Genomic DNA, 21,975 nt, shown 5'->3' on the forward strand with positions numbered 1-21,975 from the left:
TTTAAAAGCTATATTCTACTTTTTATGAGATTTTCATTATTAAAAAGAAATTATTTTAATATCAAATAATTATTCATATTCCATCCACCAAGGGATGTAGCGCTTGATTAGCAGTTGAGTAGCAATTGAGGATCAATTAATGAGTAATTGATGGCAGATGTAAAAAAACCTGGCTTTCACCAGGTTTTCTTTTAGTCTTCTATTACTTTAAAACGCGGATCATCCGGATCAATGGACAAGATACCCTGCGCTTCTTCTTTCATCGTGGTTTCTTGCGAACGCTGTTCATGCGTACGCTTTTCTTCCAGATATTTATAGATCTCGGTCACCAGCTCTTCACAACCTTCGCGATTCAGGGCGGAGATTTCAAAGACCGGGCCTTTCCAGGCAAAGCGCTTGATAAAGTCTTTGACCTTTTTCTTGCGCTCATCTTCAGTCAGCACGTCGAGCTTATTGAGTACCAGCCAGCGTGGCTTCTCATACAGGCTTTCGTCGTATTTACGCAATTCCTTGATCAGGGCCTTGGCTTCTTTGACAGGATCGACGGCTTCATCAAACGGTGCCAGATCAACAATGTGCAAGAGCAAGCCTGTGCGTTGCAAATGCTTGAGGAACTGTATGCCCAGACCTGCACCATCAGCAGCGCCTTCAATCAGGCCAGGAATATCAGCGATAACAAAGCTTTTTTCATGGCTGACACGAACCATACCCAGATTAGGATGCAGGGTCGTGAAAGGATAATCAGCAATTTTCGGGCGCGCATTCGATACCGCAGTAATGAAAGTCGATTTACCGGCATTTGGCAAACCCAACAGACCTACGTCAGCCAGTACTTTCAATTCCAGGCGCAATTCGCGGCGTTCGCCTTCTTTACCATCAGAGCGCTGACGCGGTGCACGGTTGGTGGAAGTTTTAAAGTGGATATTACCCCAGCCGCCCTCGCCGCCTTTAACGAGTTCAACTTCCTGACCATGTTCAGTCAGATCAGCGATGACTTCATCGGTATTTCTGTCGCAAATTTGCGTGCCAACCGGCATGCGCAGACGGATATCGTCAGCGCCTTTGCCATAACAGTCTGCACCACGGCCATTTTCACCATCTTTGGCTTTGTGCAATTTAGAATAGCGATAATCAACCAGAGTGTTGATATTACGGTCAGCTACAGCCCAGATACTGCCGCCACGACCACCATCACCGCCGTCAGGGCCGCCAAATGGACGGAATTTTTCACGGCAAAAGGATGCCACACCATTGCCACCATCGCCGGCGATTACTTCGATACGGGCTTCATCAATAAATTTCATTTTTACCACCTAAAAAAGCTTGTATAAATTTTTGTAACCTGATGGAACAATAAATTTATACAGGATTTCTTCAAATTAAAAGGGCTAACATCAAACTGCCTGTGCAGGGTGTACTTAGAACCTGTTTTCGATCTTACTGCGCGAGCGTGATCGGGGCTCATGTGCTGCTCAAAATGCTCATGTACTTAAGTACACTCCGCTTTTTGCGCTGCGCTTTATGTTACTCTGACTCCCGCTGATGCTCGCTCGCTACAGATCGCAAACAGGTTCTTACGGAGAGGTGAGCTTGCGGTAAAGGATTGCCGCAATGAGCTGGACCGGAGACTGATCCAACTAAAAAGGCCCTACCGATGGCAGAGCCTTTTTATCATACTGGCTTGCGCCCTGCTTTGAATTACTTCAAAGCATTACGCTGCTGCGTCTGCAACAACAATTGCGAACTGGTGACGTGCTGCACCTTTGATTGCGAATTGTACTTTGCCGTTAACCAGAGCGAACAAAGTGTGATCTTTGCCCATACCAACGTTTTCACCAGCGTGTACGCGTGTGCCGCGTTGACGAATGATGATGCCGCCAGCATTGATGGTTTGGCCGCCGTAAACTTTAACGCCAAGGCGTTTTGATTCTGAGTCACGACCGTTGCGCGTGGTGCCGCCGCCTTTTTTGTGTGCCATTTTTAATTAGCTCCTTATACAGATTGATTGCTGATCTACAGATTAGCCGTTGATAGAAACGATTTGCAATTCAGTGTAGTTTTGGCGATGGCCTTGACGTTTCTGATAGTGCTTACGACGACGCATTTTGAAAATGCGCACTTTGTCGTGACGACCGTGATCTATAACCTTAGCCAGCACCGTAGCACCTGCGACCAATGGAGCACCAAATTTAATGGTCTCGCCAGCGCCCAATGCGAGCACTTGATCAATGGTGATTTCGGAGCCAATGTCTGCAGGTATCTGTTCTACTTTAAGTTTTTCACCAGCGACAACTTTATATTGTTTGCCACCGGTTTTTATGACCGCGTACATGTGAAACCTCATCAAATAAAAATTAAGAATTTTCTCCCCCGCCAGACAAAAACGCATCCGGGAAGTCGGGAAAACCCCAAATTGTACATAATCCTGCTCAACGCGTCAAAGACTATTTGCATATTTTTTCAGCACACCAATAGTAAACAGGCAATTGACTGGTGATCTCTGGATGAAGCGCAAGAGAACTGGTGCAATTCAAGCAAATACCAGCACTGCATCGTATAATCGCGGTCATCCCGGATTCTTATGCAGGTTCTCCCTTGTCTGCCACAAATAACCAAAACCCCATCACTGAACTGATCGCCGTCGATATGGACGAAGTGAATCAGGTAATTCGCAACAAATTGCATTCTGAAGTTGCCCTGGTCAACCAGATCGCCGAATACATCATCAGCGCCGGTGGCAAACGCATACGCCCAGTACTGGTCTTGCTGGTAGCGAATGCCTTTCAATATAAAGGCAAGCATCATCATGAACTTGCCGCTATTGTTGAATTCATACACACAGCCACGCTGTTGCATGATGACGTGGTGGATGAGTCTTCCATGCGCCGTGGCCGCAAGACCGCCAATGCCCTGTTTGGCAATGCTGCCTCGGTATTGGTAGGTGACTTTTTGTATTCACGTGCCTTCCAGATGATGGTGTCCATTAATAGCATGCAAATCATGCAAATCCTGGCAGACGCGACGAATGTCATCGCCGAGGGCGAAGTTCTGCAGTTGCTGAATATGCATGACCCTGACGTGACTGAAGAACGCTACCTGCAGGTGATACGCTCAAAAACTGCCAAACTGTTTGAGGCAGCAGCAGAAATCGGTGCCCTCATTGCGGGTGCCAATCAAACGGAAATCGAAGCCGCAGGCGAATATGGCCGGTCTTTGGGAACCGCCTTCCAACTGATTGATGACGTTCTTGATTATTCTGGCAATGCTGAGGATATAGGCAAAAATGTCGGTGATGACTTGCGCGAAGGCAAACCTACCCTGCCCCTGATCTATCTGATGAAAAACGGTACATCAGAAGAGCGCGAACTGGTACGTGCCTGCATAGAAAATGGTGACGAATCCAAATTTGATGCGATACTGGCTGCCATTACGCAATCAGGTGCTCTCGCATATACGCAAAATGAAGCTGTGAAAGCTGCTGAGCGCGCCGCAACAGCCATTTCGAACTGGCCAGACAATCAGTATAAACAGGCCATGATCAAGCTTTGCGCCTTCGCCGTCGGAAGGAATCATTAAATCGACAAATTTGTGGATTTAACAGATTGTTACAAAATTAAGCAGGATTGCATCCCTGCTTAAAATCCATGCGGCACTGCGGAAACAAAAGACTGGTAAATTCAGCGTGGCAATTTACCGGAAAACATTCTATACAGAGTAAAGAAGCTGTAGATCTTTGCCGTCATTAGCAAATAGATTTAAAACTCGATGCAGTTGTAACAGTGCTGCATTTTTTGCCCATTCCCCGGCCTGTACGCTGGGGAACGACTTTACAAATAACAGGCTTAGTTGCATTATCCTAAGGCAACTGATTGTATTGGCAAATTTTACTCAAAAGATCCTATGTCCGCAGTCTTACCAAATTCAGCATCCCAGATGCCAAGCTCTGGCTTGGCGAGAGCGTTGACGCAGGCCAATTTATTGACTGCCGCCCAGGTTGACACTGTCAGTAAAAAAGCACAGACAGACAAAACCGGCTTTATTGATGCTCTGACGCAGAGCGGCACGGTTAGCGCACGCGACCTTGCAACCTTCTGTTCAGATGCCTTTGGCTATCCCTTGCTGGATTTATCACTGATCAATGAGTCACAGATCCCGGAAAAGCTGGTTGATCAAAAACTCATGCAATCTCAGCGCCTGATTGCAATTGCCAAAAAAGGCAATAAAGTATCGCTGGCGATCTCCGACCCGACCAATAACTCTGCCTTGGACCAAGTCAAATTCCAGACTGGCCTGGGTATAGACATTATCATCGTGCAGCACGATGCCCTGGTCAAATTGCTGGATAAGCTGGGCAAGTCGTCAGAGCAAAGCCTCAATGAAATCGGTGGCGATGAATTTGAGCTGGAATTCAAGGAAGATGATCTTGGCGCAGGTGCAGCAGCTGAAGCACAGGCTACTGAAATTGATGATGCGCCTGTCGTTAAATTTCTGCAAAAAATGCTGATTGATGCGATTAATCTGGGCGCATCCGATTTGCATTTTGAACCCTTCGAAAAATTCTACCGCATACGCTTCCGGGTGGATGGTGAGCTCAGGGAAATTGCCCAGCCACCGCTGGCCATCAAAGACAAGTTGTCTTCCCGTATCAAGGTTATCTCCAAACTCGACATCTCGGAAAAGCGTGTTCCGCAAGATGGTCGTATGAAATTGCAATTGAATGCCAACAAGGCGATCGACTTCCGTGTGAGCACCTTGCCCACCCTGTTTGGCGAAAAGATCGTAATGCGTATCCTGGACGGTTCACAAGCGCAGATGGGTATTGATGCGCTGGGTTATGACCCAGACCACAAGGCCATTTTGATGGAGGCGATACAACGCCCGTATGGCATGGTGTTGGTGACCGGGCCTACCGGTTCTGGTAAAACCGTTTCTCTGTATACCTGCCTTAACGTCATTAACAAACCTGGCATCAATATCTCGACTGCCGAAGATCCGGCCGAGATTAACTTGCCTGGTGTAAATCAGGTCAATGTCAACGACAAAGCTGGCCTGACTTTTGCAGTGGCTCTGAAGTCTTTCCTGCGTCAGGATCCTGACGTCATCATGGTGGGTGAGATCCGTGACCTGGAAACCGCTGATATCGCCATCAAGGCTGCGCAAACGGGTCACATGGTGTTCTCTACCCTGCATACCAATGATGCGCCCGCTACCCTGACCCGACTGATGAACATGGGTGTAGCACCGTTCAATATTGCCTCTTCTGTCATTCTAATCACGGCACAAAGGCTGGCACGTCGTCTTTGCACTTGCAAGAAACCGGTTGAGATTCTCGACGAAGTCTTGCTGGCAGCTGGCTTTAAGGATGATGATCTTGATGGCACCTGGAAACCTTATGGTCCGGTGGGCTGCGAACGCTGTAATGGCGGCGGCTATAAAGGCCGGGTCGGTATCTACCAGTTGATGCCTATTTCCGAACCCATAGAACGCTTGATTCTGGCCAGCGCTGGTGCTCTGGATATTGAAGAGCAGGCGCAGCGTGAAGGCATCAGAAATTTACGGCAATCTGGATTGATGAAAGTCAGACAGGGACTGACCAGCCTCGAGGAAGTCCTCGGATGTACCAACGAATAATAAGAGAAAATTAATATGGCAACCAATCTGGCAAAATCAGCAAAAGCAGGGCAACCCAAGGAGCAGTTGTACGCCTGGGAAGGCAAGGACAAATTTGGCAAGGTCGTCAGGGGTGAAACGCGCGCTGGCGGTGAAGCCATTGTGAATGCCACTCTGCGCAGGCAAGGCATTCTTGTTACCAAGTTAAAAAAGAAGAGCTATACCTCCGGCAAGGCGATTACTGATAAAGACATCACCCTGTTTACCCGCCAGCTGGCAACGATGATGAAGGCAGGCGTACCGCTGTTGCAGTCTTTTGATATTGTGTCCAAAGGCCATAGCAACCCCTCCGTCTCCAAATTATTGCAGGATATCCGTGGTGACGTAGAAACCGGGACCAGTCTGAACGCTGCCTTCCGCAAATTTCCCCTGTATTTTGATCCCTTGTTTTGCAATCTGGTGGGTGCAGGTGAGCAAGCCGGTATTCTGGAAGACTTGCTGACACGCCTGGCGCTGTACAAAGAAAAGACCATGGCCATCAAGGGCAAGATCAAATCAGCTCTGACTTACCCTATCGCCATTCTGGGTATCGCTTTTATCGTGACCGCAGTTATCATGATCTGGGTGGTTCCGGCGTTTAAGCAGGCCTTCAGCAGCTTTGGTGCAGAGTTGCCAGCGCCTACCCTGATCGTCATGAACATCTCGGACAATTTCGTCAAATACTGGTACATCATCTTTGGTGGCTTGTTTGGCGGCATTTACTTCTTCATGCAGACATGGCGTCGCTCATTGAAGATGCAACAATTCATGGACAGAGCGTTGTTGCAGGCACCGATTTTTGGTGACGTGATCAAAAAAGCAACCATCGCCCGCTGGACACGCACGCTGGCCACCATGTTTGCCGCTGGTGTGCCTTTGGTTGAGTCCCTGGATTCCGTTGGTGGAGCTGCCGGTAATGCCGTGTATCTGGATGCAACCATCAAGATCCAGACTGAAGTCAGTACTGGTACCAGCCTGACTGTCGCCATGCAGAATGCCAATGTCTTCCCTCCCATGGTCACGCAAATGGTGGCGATTGGTGAGGAGTCCGGTGCCCTTGATCAAATGCTGGGCAAGGTTGCCGACTTTTATGAAGATGAAGTCGATGAGGCCGTTGCTGCCCTGTCGAGCCTGATGGAACCTATCATCATGGTGATTCTGGGTGTGGTCATTGGTGGCCTGGTGGTTGCCATGTACTTGCCTATCTTCAAAATGGGTTCGGTCGCAGGATGATTGAGACGTTTTTATTTGCAGGCCCACAGCATGGATTGTCCACAATAGCCTTCGGGCTATTGGGACTACTGATAGGAAGTTTCCTGAACGTGGTGATTTATCGCCTGCCTAAAATGTATCTGCGTGAAGTGGATAATTTTGTCGCAGAGCAAAGGCAGGAGCCATTGCCGCACCAGGACAGGTTTGACCTGATGCTGCCTCGCTCCGCCTGCCCGCATTGCGGGCACAAGATCACGGAACTGGAAAATATACCCATCATCAGCTACCTCGTCATTGGTGGCAAATGCACGGGCTGCAAAACCAAAATTTCCATACGTTATCCCCTGATAGAAGCCCTGACGGGCCTGCTCACTGCAGGCATGATCTGGCATTTTGGCAGCGGCGTAGTGGGCATGAGTGCGGTGGTCTTTGTCTGGTTTCTGATCGCCATGACCTTCATCGACATAGACCATAAATTGCTGCTGGATGACCTGACCCTGAGCCTGATGTGGCTGGGCCTGCTGCTGAATGCCTACGGTGGTTTTGCTACCTTGAAAGACGCAGTACTGGGAGCCGCCATAGGTTATATGTCGCTATGGTTAATCAACTGGATTTATGAAAAACTGCGTGGCAGACCCGGCTTTGGCTATGGCGATCTCAAGCTGCTGGCAGCCTTTGGTGCCTGGATGGGCTGGAGCATGTTGCCAGTTATTGTTTTATTATCGACCCTGGTAGGCTCGGTCATAGGCATAGGACAAATTATCTCCAAGAAATTTGGCTGGGAAACAGAAATACCGTTTGGCCCCTACCTGACCGGTGCAGGTTTGATAGCACTGATCTGGGGCCGGCAAATTGTCGATTTTTATCTGAGCACTTTGTGATGGCTGGGATGGCTGGCATGGCTGACAATTCCACGCCTGTTTTTTCACTAGGCCTGACAGGCGGTATAGGCAGCGGAAAAACCACTATCGCCAATATGCTGGGCGAGTTGGGCGCAGCACTGATTGATACCGACCTGATCGCCCATCAGCTGACGACGCCTGGCGGCCTGGCTATCCCTGCCATACGCGCGCAATTTGGTGATGCATTTATTACCGCAGATGGTGCGATGGACAGGGCAGGCATACGGCAACTGGTGTTTGCTGATACGGCGCAAAAACTGAAGCTCGAAGCCATATTGCATCCGCTTATACGTACAGAAACAGAACGTGCAGCAAACGAAGCCACAGGTGACTACCGTATTTTCGTGGTACCGCTGCTGGTAGAGTCAGGTAACTGGAAACAGCGCGTCGATCGCATCCTGGTCGTTGATTGTGATGAAGAGACGCAAATCAAACGCGTCATGTCACGCAACCAGTTAAGTCGTGAACAGGTAGAGGCCATCATGCGCAACCAGGCCAGCAGGCAAGCCAGGCTGGCTGCCGCTGATGATGTCATCGTCAACAATGGCGACCTTAAAAATATAAGCGAAGAAGTTTTGCGCTTGCATGAGCTGTATCTAAGACTGGCAAAAAACAAGCATTAGAGACTAAGCCTGTACGCAAACGCCAGTATCAGCGAGAGGATATTGAAAGCACATGCAACATTTTCCTACAAAAAAAATAATGGAAATCTGCACGCGGTGTTTGTAATTTCACACAGTATGGTTCAGAATCATGTGCAGCTTTGATGAGCACCAAATTTTGACAGGGAAACTATTTTGATTGTTTACGAATACCCTTTTAACGAGCGTATTCGCACGTTATTGCGGCTGGAAGACTTACACGAAAAATTCACGTTTTTCTTGCATCAGTCTGATCCCATGCAGCATCACGTTGCCCTTGCCACCATTTTTGAAATGTTGGAAGTCGCTGGTCGCGCCGACCTCAAATCTGATCTCTTGCAAGAACTCGAAAGACAAAGACACACACTCATCAGTTTCAAATCCAACCCCAATGTGCAGGCAGAAATGCTGGATAAAGTATTGGATGACGTCGATCGCGCCAGCAGTGCCCTGGTTGCCAGCACAGGCAAGACCGGCCAGAACATACGCGATAATGAATGGCTGATGAGCATACGCGGCCGCACCATCATCCCTGGCGGTGCCTGTGAATTTGACTTGCCCAGCTACCATGCCTGGCAAAAAAATTCGGCAGAAAAACGTTTTGCCGACATCAGCGCCTGGTTTGCCCCTATCGCCCCGCTGTTTGATGCCATCAATGTAGTCTTGCGCCTGTTGCGCGAATCTGGCTCGACTTCCAAAGTCATTGCCCAGGCTGGCAGTTACCAGCAGATGCTGCAAGGCAAGGTTTATCAGTTATTGCGCGTCAATGTCCTGCAGGAACTGGGTGCGATACCTGAAATCTCTGCGAATAAATATATGTTGTGGATACGTTTTATGTCCCAGGATGGCGACATGAAGCCCAAGGCCTACGAAAACGATATCCCGTTTGACCTGACTCTCTGTAATTTCTGAACATGGCTACTTTTGTTGATTGTCCCACCTGCAAAACCAAGGTGGAATGGAAAGAAGCGAACCGCTGGCGTCCTTTTTGCTCTGAACGCTGCAAGCAAATAGACCTGGGTGCCTGGGCTGAAGAGAAATACACGATACCTGCAGTCAATTTACCTGAAGATCCGGAAGAACTGGCTGAATAAGTTGCTTATTGAGCTGCATATTAAGCCGCTTATTCAATCGTTTATTAAGCCTGTTATCCAAAACTAGCGTTTTTGTGGAATGCCATATTTACGCAGCTTGGTGGCGATCATCGAATGTGAAGTCTCCAGGCGTGTCGCCAGCTTGCGGCTGGAGGGATATTGTGGATACAGGTTTTCCAGCAAGCTGCGCTCAAAAGCATTCACCGACAACTCCCAGCTCTCGGTCGCATCGCTCTTCACCACTTCAGCCGTAATACTGCCTTCTGCCCAATCGAGGTCAGCAGCCTCCAATACCCGCTGGTCTGACATGGTAATCGCGCGGAACACTACATTCTGCAATTGCCTGACATTGCCTGGCCAGTGATTCGACACCAAGGCGGCACAGGCCGATGAATTCAAACGGCATACTGGTTTTTGCGCCTGGGTGCAGGCGCGCTCTATGAAATGCCTGGCCAGCGGCAGAATATCGTCAGGGCGCTCGCGCAGGGCTGGCATTTCCAGGTGCAAGACATTCAGGCGGTAAAACAGGTCTTCACGGAAACTGCCTTCCTGCACCATCTTGCGCAAGTTCCTGTGGGTCGCGCTGATGATGCGCACATTCACCTTGACCTCTTTATCACTGCCTATGCGGCGGAACTTGCCATCATTCAGGAAACGCAGGAGCTTGGCCTGCAGGTACAACGACATCTCGCCTATCTCATCGAGAAAGACAGTACCACCGTCCGCCATTTCAAACAAGCCAGGCTTGCCGCCACGCTGGGCACCGGTGAAGGCACCAGACATATAGCCAAATAATTCGCTCTCGGCCAGGCTTTCTGGCAAGGCTGCGCAGTTCAATTCCAGAAAAGCCGCATTGTTGCGGCCACTGACACCATGGCAAGCCTGGGCCAGCAATTCTTTACCGGTACCGGTCTCGCCCGTAATCAGCAAAGGGGCATCAACCACGGCTACCCGTGCTGCCTTGGTTTTCAGGCTGCTTATCTGTTCAGATTCACCGATGATGAAATGAAAACCGCTGCCTTCCGAGTGCTGCAGGGCATGCAGGCGGCCACCTATGCGGGTAGGTGCGTGAAAGGTGAGTACGGCACCTACCGAGCGACCATGGGTAATATCAAGGCCCTGGGGCTCGGATACCGGTGTCACATCCATGAAATAAGGCTCGCCATTCAGGCTGACTTCACGGCTGGGCAGGCGGAAACCGCAATTGACCAGCTCTTCCTGTATGCCGGCATCGTCAAGCACCTGGTTCAGGCTGCGCTGGCACAGGCTGGACTCACTCAAGCGGGTAGCAGTGGCAGCGGCAACATTGGCAATCACGATATGGCCGCTGGCATCAATCGCCAGCACCGGGTCTTCCATGACGGCCATCATGGTGTCGAGATTGAGGCGTCGTCGTATGCCAGGCAAGACATCCAGCACCTTGATTTCACCTACCCCACGTACAGACTCGCAATCAGCCTGCAATGAGGGCAGCATGAATTCCAACAGCTCAGGGCTGTCGATATAGATGTTTGGTGGATCGACTTCAACCGCCACCACATTGAGCCCGCGACGCGCCAATACCGCCAGTATTTCGTGGGCAATACCTACTCTGTCCTTGAACTGGATATTGATGCGCATGCGTTACTAATATAATGAAACGATGATGATTAATATGGCTCAGGGATATAACCACGTGGGCGGGCATGCTGGCGGCGGAAGGCACTATTCGATGCCAGGCCACGCAAACGGCCCAGGTCAAATTGCTCCAGTTGCTGCAAGACTGCACGATTGAGCGTCATTTTAACTTGCATCATCAGCAGATCGACACTTTGCTGGCTGGAAGTACGGGTAGTGCGTCTTTCCTGTGGTACTTCTGTCTCTTCTTCCTGCACCGCTTTTTCGATTGCCTTGGCAGCAGCGCGTTCTTCTGCATTGACGAAGCTACGGTAGACATCTGCCAGGGTGATGATGCCATTGCAGTCACGACAATGCCAGGCATCTTTCTCCTTGCTGTCGCGGCTGACCAGAGCATCCTTGCTCAGCACGGCGAGTATCGAACGTATCAGGCGCGGGGTTTTGCCTGTTGCCTGTGCCAGCGCGGTGATATTCGCGGTACGCGGCATGACCATCATGATTTGTGCCAGTAACTCTATGGCGGTAAAAAACCGCGCATTCAGATTGGCATCAGAAAAGACCTGGGTTGATGACAGTAATTCTTCAATTGCATTCATGCCAACTCCTTGTGTATAAAAATTGGACTGTTTACGCTGCCGTAACGGTCCATGAATAAACCTTCAGTAGAAATAGCCGGGCGCTTGCCAGAAACCACGTCAGCAATGAACTGGCCAGAACCGCAAGCCATGGTCCAGCCCAGCGTGCCATGACCGGTGTTCAGGTACAGGTTGCGGTAAGGCGTAGGGCCAATGACAGGGGTGCCGTCCGGCGTCATGGGACGCAGGCCAGTCCAGAATTCAGCTTTGCTGACGTCGCCACCACCTGGGAACAAATCAGTCACTGAATGCTCCAGGGTGGCACGGCGGTCTGCACGCAGGTCGAGGTTATAGCCGGTGATTTCGGCAGTACCACCGACACGTATGCGGTCGCCCAGGCGGGTGATTGCGACTTTATAGGTCTCATCCATGACCGTCGATTCCGGCGCTTTTTGTGCGTCGGTAATCGGGACGGTAATTGAATAGCCCTTGATAGGGTAAACAGGAATCTTAATGCCCAATTCTTTCAAGAGAATCGGGGAATAACTGCCAAGTGCCAATACGAAACAGTCTGCCTTGATCTCACCTTCCGAGGTGATGACAGAAGTGATCGTATCGCCGCTCTTGACCAGTCTTTGTATGCTGACGCCGTATTTGAACTGGACACCCAGTTCTTGCGCGAATTTGGACAGGCTCTGGGTGAACTTGAAGCAGTCGCCGGTTTCATCACCTGGCAGGCGCAAGGCACCGACAAATTTATCCTGCACATTGACCAGTGCGGGTTCCACTTTCAGGCAACCGGCCTTGTCCAGTTTTTCATAGGGCACATCGTAACGTTTGAGGATGGCGATATCGGCCTCTGCACCGTCCAGTTGTTGCTGGTTGCGGAACAGTTGCAGTGTACCCTGGGTACGCTCGTCGTAGCTGATGCCGGTATCGCTGCGCAATTGTTGCAAGACATCGCGGCTGTATTCAGCCATGCGCAACATGCGGCCTTTATTGATTTCATAGCGTTTGCTGGTGCAGTTCATCAGCATCTGCGTGACCCAGCGCCACATGGTCGGATCAAAGCTGGGGCGTATCGCCAGCGGGCTATGCTGCATCATCAGCCATTTGATCGCTTTCAGCGGCACGCCAGGGCCTGCCCATGGTGCTGAATAACCTGGAGAAACTTCGCCTGCATTGGCATAACTGGTTTCCAGACCTGCTGCTGGCTGGCGCTCTATGACAGTCACCTCATGGCCTGCTTTGGCCAGATAATAGGCTGACGCTGTACCGATAACACCCGCACCCAAGATCACTACTTTCATTTTGTTTCTCCCGCTTATATTTTAATTGTCGATTTATTCCGTTGGTCCGTGCCGCTGCGCTTCAGGTTTGCTTCAGTCGCTGTAACTGCGCTCATAGCGCGCACCCAGACTGGTCAGCACCTCATAGCCTATGGAACCCGCCCTGGCAGCGACCTGATCTACTGTGTTCTGAGCAGAAATAAGATCTACCAGAGCACCGGGCTGCAAATGCTCTGCAGGTACAGCACTCACATCCAGAGTAATGGTGTCCATGGACACATTACCAACCATGGGGACAGCGTATCCGGCGATATGGGCAATACCGCGGTTACTGAGGCTACGCAACCAGCCATCGGCATAACCGACCGCCACGGTGGCGATACGGCTGGTTTCCTTGCTGCGCCAGGTGGCACCATAACCAACACCAGTACCGGCAGGTATTTCACGTGTCTGAATAATCCGGCCCTGCAAATAAGCGACCGGCTTAAGGGGATTAGCCTGACCGGCAACAGGTGCCACGCCATACAAGGCAGCACCCGGGCGGGCCAGGTCAAAATGAAAGTCCTTTCCTAAAAAAATGCCTGAAGAATTGGCCAGGCTGGCCTTGCAACCTGGCATGCGCGCCCGCAGCGCATTGAAAGCAGCCAGTTGCTGCTGATTGGCGGAATTCGACCGGTCTTCGGCGCTGGCCAGGTGACTCATCAGATATTGCACCTGTATGCCGTCAAGCAACTCAGGCTGCGCGAACAATTGATTTGCTTCAGCCTCAGACAGCCCCATGCGTGCCATGCCTGTATCAAATTGCACGATGGCTGGCAGAGTACGTTGTATTTTCGCCGCAAGTTGCTGCCAGGATATTATCTGACTGATACTGTTTAATACTGGTATGCAATTATTTTCGAGAAATTCTGCTTCATAGCCTACCGGCGAACCATGCATGACATAGATTTCTGCCTCTGCCGGCAGGTGGGGCCGCAAGAAAATTGCCTCTTCCAGATGTGCCACAAAGAAATGCCTGCAAGATTCTTGCAGCAAGGCCCTGGCAACGGGTACCACACCCAGACCATAGGCATCGGCCTTCACCGCTGCTCCACATTGCTCAGAGCCCAGCATGCCTTGCAAAAGGCGATAGTTATCCCGTACTGCCCTCAGATCAATACGAAGTACTGCGCCTGCTTTTCCAGCTACTTGCATCATATTTCACCACTCCATCACGTAAGCTAACGTGATTTGTAGAAGCAATCCTTGTGCCAAAAAAATTTATTGAATAAATTCAATAGCTTACAAACGGCAATCGGTAAATATATTCAAAACTGTATTGAATTCAATACGCAATGAATTTCTGTTATCACTCAGTGTAGAGGTCAGCCTCGGTAATGTACATAAAACGACACATTGTATTGATTTGAATACAGTGTAAGGAATTAAATACACTAAATCATTTAAGAAATAGAAACGCATGATTCCCGCCTCCAGATCAGCAGGCAATTGTGGAAACTACGCAAAAGAAAACAGTTGAAATTCAAAAATAAGCTTATTGCTTTTTTCCCTGCTGTCACATAAACGTCACATCATCGTCACACGACTGTCACGAAACTGTCATAAATGCATGCGCATAATCATTCGTGTCATGAATTAACATGCCGGGAATATTGCCTAATGGAAATCAAACGAATACTTGGTCCCGCCCTTGCGGTGGTTTTGTTAATAGGAATAGGTGCTGCAACATATACGTCTTACCAGAAAAATCATGCACTCGAAGCTGCCAGACAGGTTTCCGCAGCGGTGGTTGAAGTCAAGGGCATGATAGGTTCAGAAAAGGAATCGTATTTTTCTGACCCCCGGGTCATTGCTGTTCTCGCCAGCAAAGGCTTGCGCGTCAAAGTCGAAAAGACCGGTTCGCGCGAAATCATCTCCCGTGACTTCACTACCTATGATTTTGCCTTCCCCGCCGGCGCACCCGCCGCCCTGGCACTGCAAAACAAAGCCAAGGCAAAACAGGTTTACCCCACCTTCTTCACACCGATGGCAATCGCCTCCTGGGTACAGTTGATACCGACGCTAGAGACAGAAGGCATAGTCAGGAAGATCAATGATGCCTACTACATCGTCGATATGAAAAAGCTGCTGAGTCTCAGCGAGAAAGGCACACGCTGGCGCGAACTCAAGGACAATACCGCGTATGCCACCGGCAAAAGTATTTTGATCAGTTCCACCGACGTCAGGAAATCCAATTCCGCCGCCATGTACCTGTCACTCGCGAGCTATGTCAGCAATGACAATAACGTCGTTGATGACAATGAACAGCTCAATAAAGTCCTGCCCTTCGTATCCTCACTGTTCCTGCGCCAGGGCTTGCAGGAAGCCAGCAGCGCCGGGCCTTTTGAGGATTACACCACCATGGGTATGGGAAAGGCGCCACTGGTGATGATTTATGAAAGCCAGTTCCTTGAATACCAGTCCAAACGGCCAAAACCGAATGCCGACATGGTCTTGCTCTACCCTCAGCCCACTATCTATACCAAGCACATCGTCGTGCCCTTCAATGAAAATGGCCGTCGCCTTGGTGAAGCCCTGGCCACCGATCCTGAATTGCAGAAACTGGCAGCTGAATACGGCTACCGTACGGCAACGCCCGAGCATTTTGCCGCGTTTCTGAAGAGTAAAAACCTGCAGGCACCGAACTCGCTGGTGGATGTCATTGATCCGCCCAGCTTCGAAATCCTGGAGCGCATGATCCAGAACATAGAAAAGAAATTTCAGTAATGCGCCTCTCTTGGCAAGCTACATTAAACAGGACATACAAATGACTGATACCACCACACAAGAAACTACCCTGATCCTGACACCGCCAGAAGTATTGACACCGGTGGCAGAAAAAAAAGCACCGGACATGGTGCCGCTGAAGGCTGAAGTACAAGAGAGGATAGACATACAGGTCAACGCCTATATAGACAGCATCCTGAAAGAAGATGTACAAAGCAGCGGCTTTCAAAGCAAACTGGATTCTGCCTTCCGCCTGGGCAGGGAAGAAATTTCGAATGCATCGGCACTGATGACAGGCCGCTTCATGGACCGCAATTTTGTTGGCATAGAAGATACTGCCGCCTTCAAATCCCTGCAAGACATGCGCGTCATGCTCGATGACTTAAATCCTGGCAAGCAAGGCGATTTGCTGACGCAAAACAAGATACTCGGCATCATCCCTTTCGGTAACAAGCTGCAAGCTTACTTCCGCAAGTTCCAGACCGCCGGTTCGCAATTGCAAACCCTGATGACACAGATTTATGCAGCGCGTGATGACATGCAGCGTGATGCCACGGAAATTGAACTCGTCAAAACCAAGCTCTGGGAAGCCATGCAAAAACTCAAGGGCGCGATCTATTTTGCCGAACAGCTCGACAAACACGTCGCCAACCATGTAGAGACAATCAAGGCGAGTGATCCCCTGCGGGCAAAGGCACTGGAACAGGAAGTACTGTTTTACGCGCGCCAGAACCTGCAGGATATGCAAACGCAGATGGCGGTCAACGTCAACGGCTACCTGTCCATGGATTTGCTGAAGAAAACAGCACGTGAAATGGTCAACGGCTGCAACCGCGTTGCCACAACTGGCATGTCCGCCATGGCAACAGCACAGACGGTAGCACGCGCCACCGGCAACCAGATGCAGGTCATGGAAATGCTGACTGGCGTCAGCGACACCATAGGCGATCTGGTCACCGAGACCTCAAGACAGTTGGGCAGGCATGTGGAAAAGACCGGCGAATTTGCCGCCAATCCTCTGATAGGCATACAGAAAATCCAGGAGATGTTCGACAACACCTTCAAGGCCATGGATGCGATGGATAATTTCCGTTCGCAGGCAATAGACAGCATGGGCAAGAATAACACCATGCTCAAAGAGCAGATCGCCCGCACTGAACAGTACATGGACAAGACCCGCGCGGAGCAGGCGCGTAGCGCCATGACGTCAGCAGCATTGGCAGCACCAGATGGCCCTGTCAAACTCTAGAGATCAGCGATGAAATCCATGTATAAACTCGTCAGCCTGTTGCTGGTCGTGACGCTGGGCCTGGCAGCCTGCAAAGACGGCAAGAGTAATAAAGCGGTGCCGGCACCGGCGGACAACACCCCCGCCAGCAGCCTGACTGTGATGGCAGGGTCCGAACTCAAGGACATAGAGCCGCTGCTGCCCGCCATCACCAAGGCAACCGGCATCAGCTTGCGTCTGCAATATACCGGTACGCTGGAAGCAGTTGAAAAATTACAGTCAGGTGAACAGGTGGATCTGGCCTGGCTGGCCAGCAACAAGTACGCGATGCTCTTGCCCGCTGCCAAGGCACGCATATTGGCGTCGGAAAGAACCATGCTGACGCCGGTCGTACTGGGTTTAAAAGACAGCAAGGCCACCGCACTGGGCTGGAAAGACAACCCCGCCGTCACGTGGAAAGACATTGCCGAAGCGGCAAAAAAAGGCAAGTTCACCTTTGGCATGACCAGCCCGTCTTCATCGAATACCGGTTTCTCAGGCTTGCTGGGCCTGGCAGCAGCCTTGTCTGGTCAGGGTGACGCACTCGAAGAAAAAGATATCAATGCCAAAAGCCTGACGGCTTTTTTTCAGGCACAGCGCTTGACTGCAGGCAGCTCGGGCTGGCTGGCCGATGCCTATGTGCGCGAGCAGGACAAGGTAGATGGCATTATCAATTATGCTTCTACATTACAGAGCATGAACCGCGATGCGGCGCTGAAAGAAAAGCTGGTGCTGGTTTATCCTCAGGATGGCATCGTTACGGCAGATTATCCCATCATGCTGATCAACCCTGCCAAACGCGAAGCCTATGACAAGGTGGTCGCCTACCTGCGTGGCCTAGAGTTTCAACAAGCCATGTACAGCACCACCCTGCGGCGGCCAGTCAACCCCGATGTGGTGGTCAGTGACCTTCCCAAACAGGCCCTGGTAGAACTTTCTTTCCCGGCAAAATTGAATGTCGTCGATGCGATATTGAGTGCGTTCGACAATCACCTGCGCCTGCCAACTGACAGCACCTTTGTGCTCGATACCAGCGGCTCCATGCAGGGTGCACGCATCACGGATTTGAAAACTGCAATGCAGGGCCTCTCGGGTGCAGACGCCAGCATCAGCGGCCGCTTTGCCCGCTTCCGCAACCGTGAACGCATACTGATACTGCCCTTCAGCAATGAGGTAGGCAATGCAGAATTGTTCGAGATGGGTAACGCAGAAAAAGATAATCAGGCAACACTGTCCGCCCTGTCTTCACATGTGCAAAGCCTGCGCGCCAATGGTGGTACCGCCATTTTTTCTGCGACCAGAGAAGCCTATGCCAAGGCGGTGGAGCGCAAGCGTGCCGACCCTGCACGTTTTTATTCCATCATCGTCATGACGGATGGCATCAATAATAATGGCATCAACTACAATGAGTTTGAAGGCTGGTATAAGGCTCTGCCGGACAATGAAAAAGGCATCAAGATTTTCACCGTGCTGTTTGGTGAAGCAGCGCCAGATGAATTGAAAAAACTCTCGGACTTGTCTGGCGGCAGAATGTTTGACAGCCGCAAGGCGAGTTTGCAATCCATCTTCAAAGAAATACGCGGATACCAATAATGCAGCCCCTGACGTTCAAAATGCGCGCTCTGTTGTTCTTGTACAGTACACAGAATCTACTTGGCTGCTGCCTGGCCCTGCTAGGGCTGGGCATGTTTTTTACCGGCATCATCGCAGACTGGTGGTTCCCCATCGTCGCAGCCCTGTACACTGTCGCCTGGCTGGCCATACCGGCAGACAAGGAACTGGAATTGCAACTGCAGAGCGAAAGCTCGCAAAGCAGCCTGACAGACAGCGTCGATGCACTGATACGCGAATCAAAATCACGCCTGCCGCATGAGGCCGTCGATGGTCTGCACAGGATACAGAGTATCTTGCAAGACCTGGCACCCAAGATTTTTTCTGGTGAAGTAGCGATGAATTATGTGAGCCTGCTGATCAACGCAGTCAACCGCGATCTGCCACAAACCATCAAGAATTATTTGCACCTGCCGACCGCCTTTGCCACTATGCATGTCATAGAAAACGGCAAGACCTGCAAACAGCTGCTGCTGGAACAATTGCATCTGCTAGAAACCCAGCTCGGCAAAATCGCCACCGATATCTACAAGAACGATGCAGACTCCCTGGTCATCAATGGGGAATTTTTAAAAGAAAAATTTCATACGGTGAGCTTCATACAATGACGCTTACTGATAGACCATGTGAGTTGAACTTCTTAACTGAGGTTCCGTCGAAATTTAGTTCCTCAATGGTGGCGTAAAATAAACGTAACTTTGGAACGACAAATGATGAACAGAAACCCCAAAAAAAACTTATACGACCGAATTAAAAGAACTGGCCGGCGAACATGTTTCAGAAAGGGGAAACTCACTCAGTAGTCTTCAAGGAACTGGATTTAAGTGACCAAAATATTTCTCAATTTATCCAATCCAAGCTAGGTGAATCATAAAAGGCTTTTTGATAACTTAAAATTGCTTCTTTTATAAAAGTAGAGAAACTACCGATCACAAAATGAGCATCAATCTGCCCATCGTTAACTGAATAAATTTCAGGATCTTCGTTACCATCACATATAAAGTAGTGGAAGAAGCCCCCTTGGTACGCATAAAAAATAAAGGCATCTTTGGGCACTTCAAATGGAATACCATATTCCTCTTTAACACCTTCATAGCATTCCCTTATTCCAAGAATATCCGGATAAAACATATTTATATCTCTTGCAAACAATCCAGCTTTTCGCCCACATTGTTGCAAAAAATCTTTATATGCTCCGGGTAGAGGTACGTTGAACTCACGTTCAATTTCAAGTATTTCTTCCTTGGCAACCCCTACAATATCAGTTTCATCAAGAACAAGCCCTGATCCATCTAACCACTTTAAGTAACTAAACACTTAGATGCTCCTTTTCTAAAAATTGGGTTTCTCTCACCTGGCCCACTTTGAACTTGAACATTCACATTAGGGAACATTTCTTTGACCTGCTTTATTATCCTTGTACATGAGTCGCAAAAATGGATATGGGGTCACTCATTAGCCTCCCGGCAGTCAAGCAGTCGAACAACATACTCGCAACACACCGCGATAAGATTTAGCATGCCATCACACGCTTGTTTCAAAATGCCATCGTGCCTTTTGCTTCAACGTGTGGCTGCGTGAATCATAGCTTCACCCATGTGGATCCAGCGAAATATAAAGCTGGATTTCGCCCAAGTAGCACAGCTACTCCAGAAGCATCTCAGTACAGCGTTGCGTTCAAGTGACGGGCAGATCTGTGGCTACCGGATTCGCCCCCCCCCGTACCATTACGCGTAAAATGTAGCGACCTTTTGTATCAAATCATCGTGGTCAGAGTTGGGAAACATCCAGCTTATGCGAGCAGGATATATGGTCAGCCCTTACCTTACGACATTCTTAAATCGTTTGCACTCGCAGACTTAATACACAACCCCAATACAGCTCGTTCGACAAGTCAGTTTTTTTCTCAAACGCCCGCACCGCCCTGCTCACCGTGACATAGTGCACGCCAAAGAAAGCAGCAATTTCTGCCATGGCATGCAGGCCTGAGTGATGAGCCTGCGGGTCAGGCGGAATGATTTGATTTAACTGGATGCCGAAAACAGCGGCTGGATCAACCTGCCAGGCTCTGTTCTTCGTGCCGCAAGGCATCCAGCCATTCCAGCAGGGGTATGGTGGCAGGCAGTAAGGGCGTCAGTTCCACGCTGCCCTGCCAGGCAAAGGCTTGTCCTTCCAGGCTTTGCGGCTCGCCCTGCCATTCACGGCTGATATAGAAATGCAGTCTGACATGGGCATGTGGATAGATATGCTCAACACCGCACCAGGGTTCAGCGGTCAACACTTGTATGCCCAGCTCCTCGACAAACTCACGCTTGAGGGCGTCGAGTATGGATTCATCAGGCTCCACTTTGCCACCCGGGAATTCCCAATAGCCTTCATACGGTTTGCCAGCGGGACGTTGTCCCAGCAAGACATCGCCATTGGCTTTCATCAGGATGCCAACAGCGACATCTACAGGTTTTGCGCTCATCTCAAGACTCCGCCAGTTTGCCAGCATAGTCGCGGGCAAATTGCCAGGCCACGCGGCCAGAACGTGAACCGCGTTGCAAAGCCCAGCGCAGGGCATCGCCGCGTGCTTCTTCTATCTGGGTAGAGGTACAACCCATACTGCCCAGCCAGTAAGCGACGATGTCAAGATAATCATCCTGTTTGAAAGGATAGAAAGATACCCAGAGGCCAAAGCGTTCGGACAAGGAGATTTTTTCTTCTACCGTTTCACCCGGATGAAGGTCACCATCATCGCTATATTTATAGCTGGCATTGTCTGACATTTTCTCAGGCAAGAGATGGCGGCGGTTTGAAGTGGCGTAGATCAGTACATTATCGGACTGGGCAGAAATACTGCCATCCAGTGCCACCTTCAAGGCCTTGTAACCAGCCTCGCCTTCTTCAAAGGACAGGTCATCACAAAAGACGATGAAACGCTCTGGGCGCTCGGCGATCAAATCGACGATGTCCGGCAAGTCAGCCAGGTCGGCTTTATCCACTTCGATCAAGCGCAAACCCTGGTCAGAAAACTGGTTCAGACAAGCCTTGATCAGCGATGATTTACCTGTGCCACGTGCACCAGTCAGCAAGACATTATTGGCTGGTTTGCCATGCACAAATTGCCTGGTGTTTTGTTCTATCTGGGCTTTTTGTGCAGCGACATTGCGCAAGTCATCCAGCGCTATGGTCGAAGCATGACGCACGACTTGTAAATAACCCTGGCCACCACGCCCACCACGCACTCTCCAACGATAGGCAAAGCCCAGATTCCAGTCAGGTGCTGGCGTGCTGGCAGGCAATATGTTTTCCAGCCTGCTCAGCAAATGCTCGGCACGCAAGAGAAATTGATCAAGCTGCGTCATTG

At 50.2% G+C, this 21,975-nt stretch carries 22 protein-coding genes; 11 read left to right on the forward strand and 11 right to left on the reverse strand.

Translation table 11 applies throughout. The features are described 5' to 3' along the window. Window positions 1–191: 191 nt before the first annotated feature. The 3 genes from obgE to rplU all read right to left on the reverse strand — a co-directional run bounded on the left by obgE (window position 192) and on the right by rplU (window position 2,332). The gene (gene obgE, locus ACO0LL_RS03745; RefSeq protein WP_110255241.1) at window positions 192–1,304 is read right to left on the reverse strand and encodes a GTPase ObgE; all 1,113 of its coding nucleotides are present in this window, start codon (window positions 1,302–1,304) and stop codon (window positions 192–194) included. A gap of 407 nt (window positions 1,305–1,711) precedes the next feature. Then, window positions 1,712–1,978, reverse strand: coding sequence for a 50S ribosomal protein L27 (gene rpmA / locus ACO0LL_RS03750; protein WP_422949546.1), 267 nt, complete (start codon window positions 1,976–1,978; stop codon window positions 1,712–1,714). A gap of 42 nt (window positions 1,979–2,020) precedes the next feature. Beyond that, window positions 2,021–2,332, reverse strand: coding sequence for a 50S ribosomal protein L21 (rplU, locus tag ACO0LL_RS03755; protein WP_110255243.1), 312 nt, complete (start codon window positions 2,330–2,332; stop codon window positions 2,021–2,023). 314 nt (window positions 2,333–2,646) lie between these two features. On the opposite strand from rplU, the gene ispB reads away from it, so the two are divergent. The 7 genes from ispB to ACO0LL_RS03790 all read left to right on the forward strand — a co-directional run bounded on the left by ispB (window position 2,647) and on the right by ACO0LL_RS03790 (window position 9,498). Then, window positions 2,647–3,576, forward strand: coding sequence for an octaprenyl diphosphate synthase (gene ispB, locus ACO0LL_RS03760; protein WP_422949685.1), 930 nt, complete (start codon window positions 2,647–2,649; stop codon window positions 3,574–3,576). Window positions 3,577–3,900: 324 nt separating this feature from the next. Further along, on the forward strand, window positions 3,901–5,631 hold the full coding sequence (gene pilB, locus ACO0LL_RS03765; RefSeq protein ID WP_422949547.1) for a type IV-A pilus assembly ATPase PilB: 1,731 nt from the start codon (window positions 3,901–3,903) through the stop codon (window positions 5,629–5,631). A 15-nt stretch (window positions 5,632–5,646) separates the two neighbouring features. After that, on the forward strand, window positions 5,647–6,882 hold the full coding sequence (locus tag ACO0LL_RS03770; protein WP_422949548.1) for a type II secretion system F family protein: 1,236 nt from the start codon (window positions 5,647–5,649) through the stop codon (window positions 6,880–6,882). 35 nt (window positions 6,883–6,917) lie between these two features. Further along, window positions 6,918–7,742, forward strand: coding sequence for a prepilin peptidase (locus ACO0LL_RS03775; protein ID WP_422949549.1), 825 nt, complete (start codon window positions 6,918–6,920; stop codon window positions 7,740–7,742). Between the two features lie 17 nt (window positions 7,743–7,759). After that, window positions 7,760–8,386, forward strand: a complete 627-nt coding sequence (coaE, locus tag ACO0LL_RS03780; RefSeq protein WP_422949550.1) for a dephospho-CoA kinase — start codon at window positions 7,760–7,762, stop codon at window positions 8,384–8,386. A 174-nt stretch (window positions 8,387–8,560) separates the two neighbouring features. Further along, window positions 8,561–9,316: a cell division protein ZapD gene (zapD, locus tag ACO0LL_RS03785; RefSeq protein WP_422949551.1), complete on the forward strand. Its 756-nt coding sequence runs from the start codon at window positions 8,561–8,563 to the stop codon at window positions 9,314–9,316. Window positions 9,317–9,318: 2 nt separating this feature from the next. Then, entirely contained in the window at window positions 9,319–9,498 is a 180-nt protein-coding gene (locus tag ACO0LL_RS03790; RefSeq protein WP_162039882.1) for a DNA gyrase inhibitor YacG, read from the forward strand. 63 nt (window positions 9,499–9,561) lie between these two features. Here the strand turns inward: ACO0LL_RS03790 and ACO0LL_RS03795 are convergent, their stop codons facing one another. From ACO0LL_RS03795 to alr, 4 genes are all read right to left on the reverse strand, one after another. Continuing rightward, window positions 9,562–11,118, reverse strand: coding sequence for a sigma-54-dependent transcriptional regulator (locus ACO0LL_RS03795; protein ID WP_422949552.1), 1,557 nt, complete (start codon window positions 11,116–11,118; stop codon window positions 9,562–9,564). A gap of 29 nt (window positions 11,119–11,147) precedes the next feature. Next, window positions 11,148–11,711 carry a hypothetical protein gene (locus ACO0LL_RS03800; RefSeq protein WP_422949553.1) on the reverse strand — a complete coding sequence of 188 codons (564 nt, stop codon included), beginning with the start codon at window positions 11,709–11,711 and terminating at the stop codon, window positions 11,148–11,150. Next, a complete protein-coding gene (locus ACO0LL_RS03805) occupies window positions 11,708–13,000 on the reverse strand; it encodes a D-amino acid dehydrogenase (protein WP_422949554.1) in 1,293 nt (430 codons plus the stop codon). The genes ACO0LL_RS03800 and ACO0LL_RS03805 overlap by 4 nt, the downstream gene beginning before the upstream one ends. 72 nt (window positions 13,001–13,072) lie before the next feature. Further along, window positions 13,073–14,176, reverse strand: a complete 1,104-nt coding sequence (gene alr / locus ACO0LL_RS03810; RefSeq protein WP_422949555.1) for an alanine racemase — start codon at window positions 14,174–14,176, stop codon at window positions 13,073–13,075. Window positions 14,177–14,638: 462 nt separating this feature from the next. On the opposite strand from alr, the gene ACO0LL_RS03815 reads away from it, so the two are divergent. From ACO0LL_RS03815 to ACO0LL_RS03830, 4 genes are read left to right on the forward strand one after another with little or no spacing between them, the layout of a single operon-like run. Continuing rightward, window positions 14,639–15,745 (forward strand): hypothetical protein, encoded by a 1,107-nt coding sequence (locus ACO0LL_RS03815; protein ID WP_422949556.1) that lies wholly within the window; start codon window positions 14,639–14,641, stop codon window positions 15,743–15,745. Window positions 15,746–15,785: 40 nt separating this feature from the next. Beyond that, a complete protein-coding gene (locus ACO0LL_RS03820) occupies window positions 15,786–16,994 on the forward strand; it encodes a toxic anion resistance protein (RefSeq protein WP_422949557.1) in 1,209 nt (402 codons plus the stop codon). A gap of 18 nt (window positions 16,995–17,012) precedes the next feature. Beyond that, entirely contained in the window at window positions 17,013–18,605 is a 1,593-nt protein-coding gene (locus tag ACO0LL_RS03825; protein WP_422949558.1) for a substrate-binding domain-containing protein, read from the forward strand. Next, a complete protein-coding gene (locus ACO0LL_RS03830; protein ID WP_422949559.1) occupies window positions 18,605–19,231 on the forward strand; it encodes a hypothetical protein in 627 nt (208 codons plus the stop codon). The genes ACO0LL_RS03825 and ACO0LL_RS03830 overlap by 1 nt, the downstream gene beginning before the upstream one ends. Window positions 19,232–19,463: 232 nt before the next feature. On the opposite strand, the gene ACO0LL_RS03835 is transcribed toward ACO0LL_RS03830, so the two are convergent. From ACO0LL_RS03835 to ACO0LL_RS03850, 4 genes are all read right to left on the reverse strand, one after another. Next, window positions 19,464–19,940: an SMI1/KNR4 family protein gene (locus ACO0LL_RS03835; protein ID WP_422949560.1), complete on the reverse strand. Its 477-nt coding sequence runs from the start codon at window positions 19,938–19,940 to the stop codon at window positions 19,464–19,466. Between the two features lie 519 nt (window positions 19,941–20,459). Then, window positions 20,460–20,714: a helix-turn-helix domain-containing protein gene (locus tag ACO0LL_RS03840; RefSeq protein ID WP_422949690.1), complete on the reverse strand. Its 255-nt coding sequence runs from the start codon at window positions 20,712–20,714 to the stop codon at window positions 20,460–20,462. Beyond that, window positions 20,677–21,093, reverse strand: coding sequence for an NUDIX domain-containing protein (locus ACO0LL_RS03845; protein ID WP_422949561.1), 417 nt, complete (start codon window positions 21,091–21,093; stop codon window positions 20,677–20,679). Before ACO0LL_RS03845 ends, ACO0LL_RS03840 begins: the two co-directional genes overlap by 38 nt. 1 nt (window position 21,094) lies before the next feature. Beyond that, complete coding sequence (locus ACO0LL_RS03850; protein WP_422949562.1) at window positions 21,095–21,973, reverse strand: ATP-binding protein; 879 nt, start codon at window positions 21,971–21,973, stop codon at window positions 21,095–21,097. Between the last annotated feature and the right edge of the window lie 2 nt (window positions 21,974–21,975).

The organism is Undibacterium sp. TC4M20W, assembly GCF_049340245.1.
Taxonomy (GTDB): Bacteria; Pseudomonadota; Gammaproteobacteria; order Burkholderiales; family Burkholderiaceae_D; genus Undibacterium.

What these genes read in the sequence shown, in the direction of transcription:
- obgE (WP_110255241.1), bottom strand. Translation starts at nt 1,304, where the DNA reads ATGAAATTTATTGATGAAGCCCGTATCGAAGTAATCGCCGGCGATGGT.
- rpmA (WP_422949546.1), bottom strand. Translation starts at nt 1,978, where the DNA reads ATGGCACACAAAAAAGGCGGCGGCACCACGCGCAACGGTCGTGACTCA.
- rplU (WP_110255243.1), bottom strand. Translation starts at nt 2,332, where the DNA reads ATGTACGCGGTCATAAAAACCGGTGGCAAACAATATAAAGTTGTCGCT.
- ispB (WP_422949685.1), top strand. Translation starts at nt 2,647, where the DNA reads ATGGACGAAGTGAATCAGGTAATTCGCAACAAATTGCATTCTGAAGTT.
- pilB (WP_422949547.1), top strand. Translation starts at nt 3,901, where the DNA reads ATGTCCGCAGTCTTACCAAATTCAGCATCCCAGATGCCAAGCTCTGGC.
- ACO0LL_RS03770 (WP_422949548.1), top strand. Translation starts at nt 5,647, where the DNA reads ATGGCAACCAATCTGGCAAAATCAGCAAAAGCAGGGCAACCCAAGGAG.
- coaE (WP_422949550.1), top strand. Translation starts at nt 7,760, where the DNA reads ATGGCTGACAATTCCACGCCTGTTTTTTCACTAGGCCTGACAGGCGGT.
- ACO0LL_RS03790 (WP_162039882.1), top strand. Translation starts at nt 9,319, where the DNA reads ATGGCTACTTTTGTTGATTGTCCCACCTGCAAAACCAAGGTGGAATGG.
- ACO0LL_RS03795 (WP_422949552.1), bottom strand. Translation starts at nt 11,118, where the DNA reads ATGCGCATCAATATCCAGTTCAAGGACAGAGTAGGTATTGCCCACGAA.
- ACO0LL_RS03800 (WP_422949553.1), bottom strand. Translation starts at nt 11,711, where the DNA reads ATGAATGCAATTGAAGAATTACTGTCATCAACCCAGGTCTTTTCTGAT.
- ACO0LL_RS03805 (WP_422949554.1), bottom strand. Translation starts at nt 13,000, where the DNA reads ATGAAAGTAGTGATCTTGGGTGCGGGTGTTATCGGTACAGCGTCAGCC.
- alr (WP_422949555.1), bottom strand. Translation starts at nt 14,176, where the DNA reads ATGATGCAAGTAGCTGGAAAAGCAGGCGCAGTACTTCGTATTGATCTG.
- ACO0LL_RS03815 (WP_422949556.1), top strand. Translation starts at nt 14,639, where the DNA reads ATGGAAATCAAACGAATACTTGGTCCCGCCCTTGCGGTGGTTTTGTTA.
- ACO0LL_RS03820 (WP_422949557.1), top strand. Translation starts at nt 15,786, where the DNA reads ATGACTGATACCACCACACAAGAAACTACCCTGATCCTGACACCGCCA.
- ACO0LL_RS03825 (WP_422949558.1), top strand. Translation starts at nt 17,013, where the DNA reads ATGTATAAACTCGTCAGCCTGTTGCTGGTCGTGACGCTGGGCCTGGCA.
- ACO0LL_RS03830 (WP_422949559.1), top strand. Translation starts at nt 18,605, where the DNA reads ATGCAGCCCCTGACGTTCAAAATGCGCGCTCTGTTGTTCTTGTACAGT.
- ACO0LL_RS03840 (WP_422949690.1), bottom strand. Translation starts at nt 20,714, where the DNA reads ATGCCTTGCGGCACGAAGAACAGAGCCTGGCAGGTTGATCCAGCCGCT.
- ACO0LL_RS03845 (WP_422949561.1), bottom strand. Translation starts at nt 21,093, where the DNA reads ATGAGCGCAAAACCTGTAGATGTCGCTGTTGGCATCCTGATGAAAGCC.
- ACO0LL_RS03850 (WP_422949562.1), bottom strand. Translation starts at nt 21,973, where the DNA reads ATGACGCAGCTTGATCAATTTCTCTTGCGTGCCGAGCATTTGCTGAGC.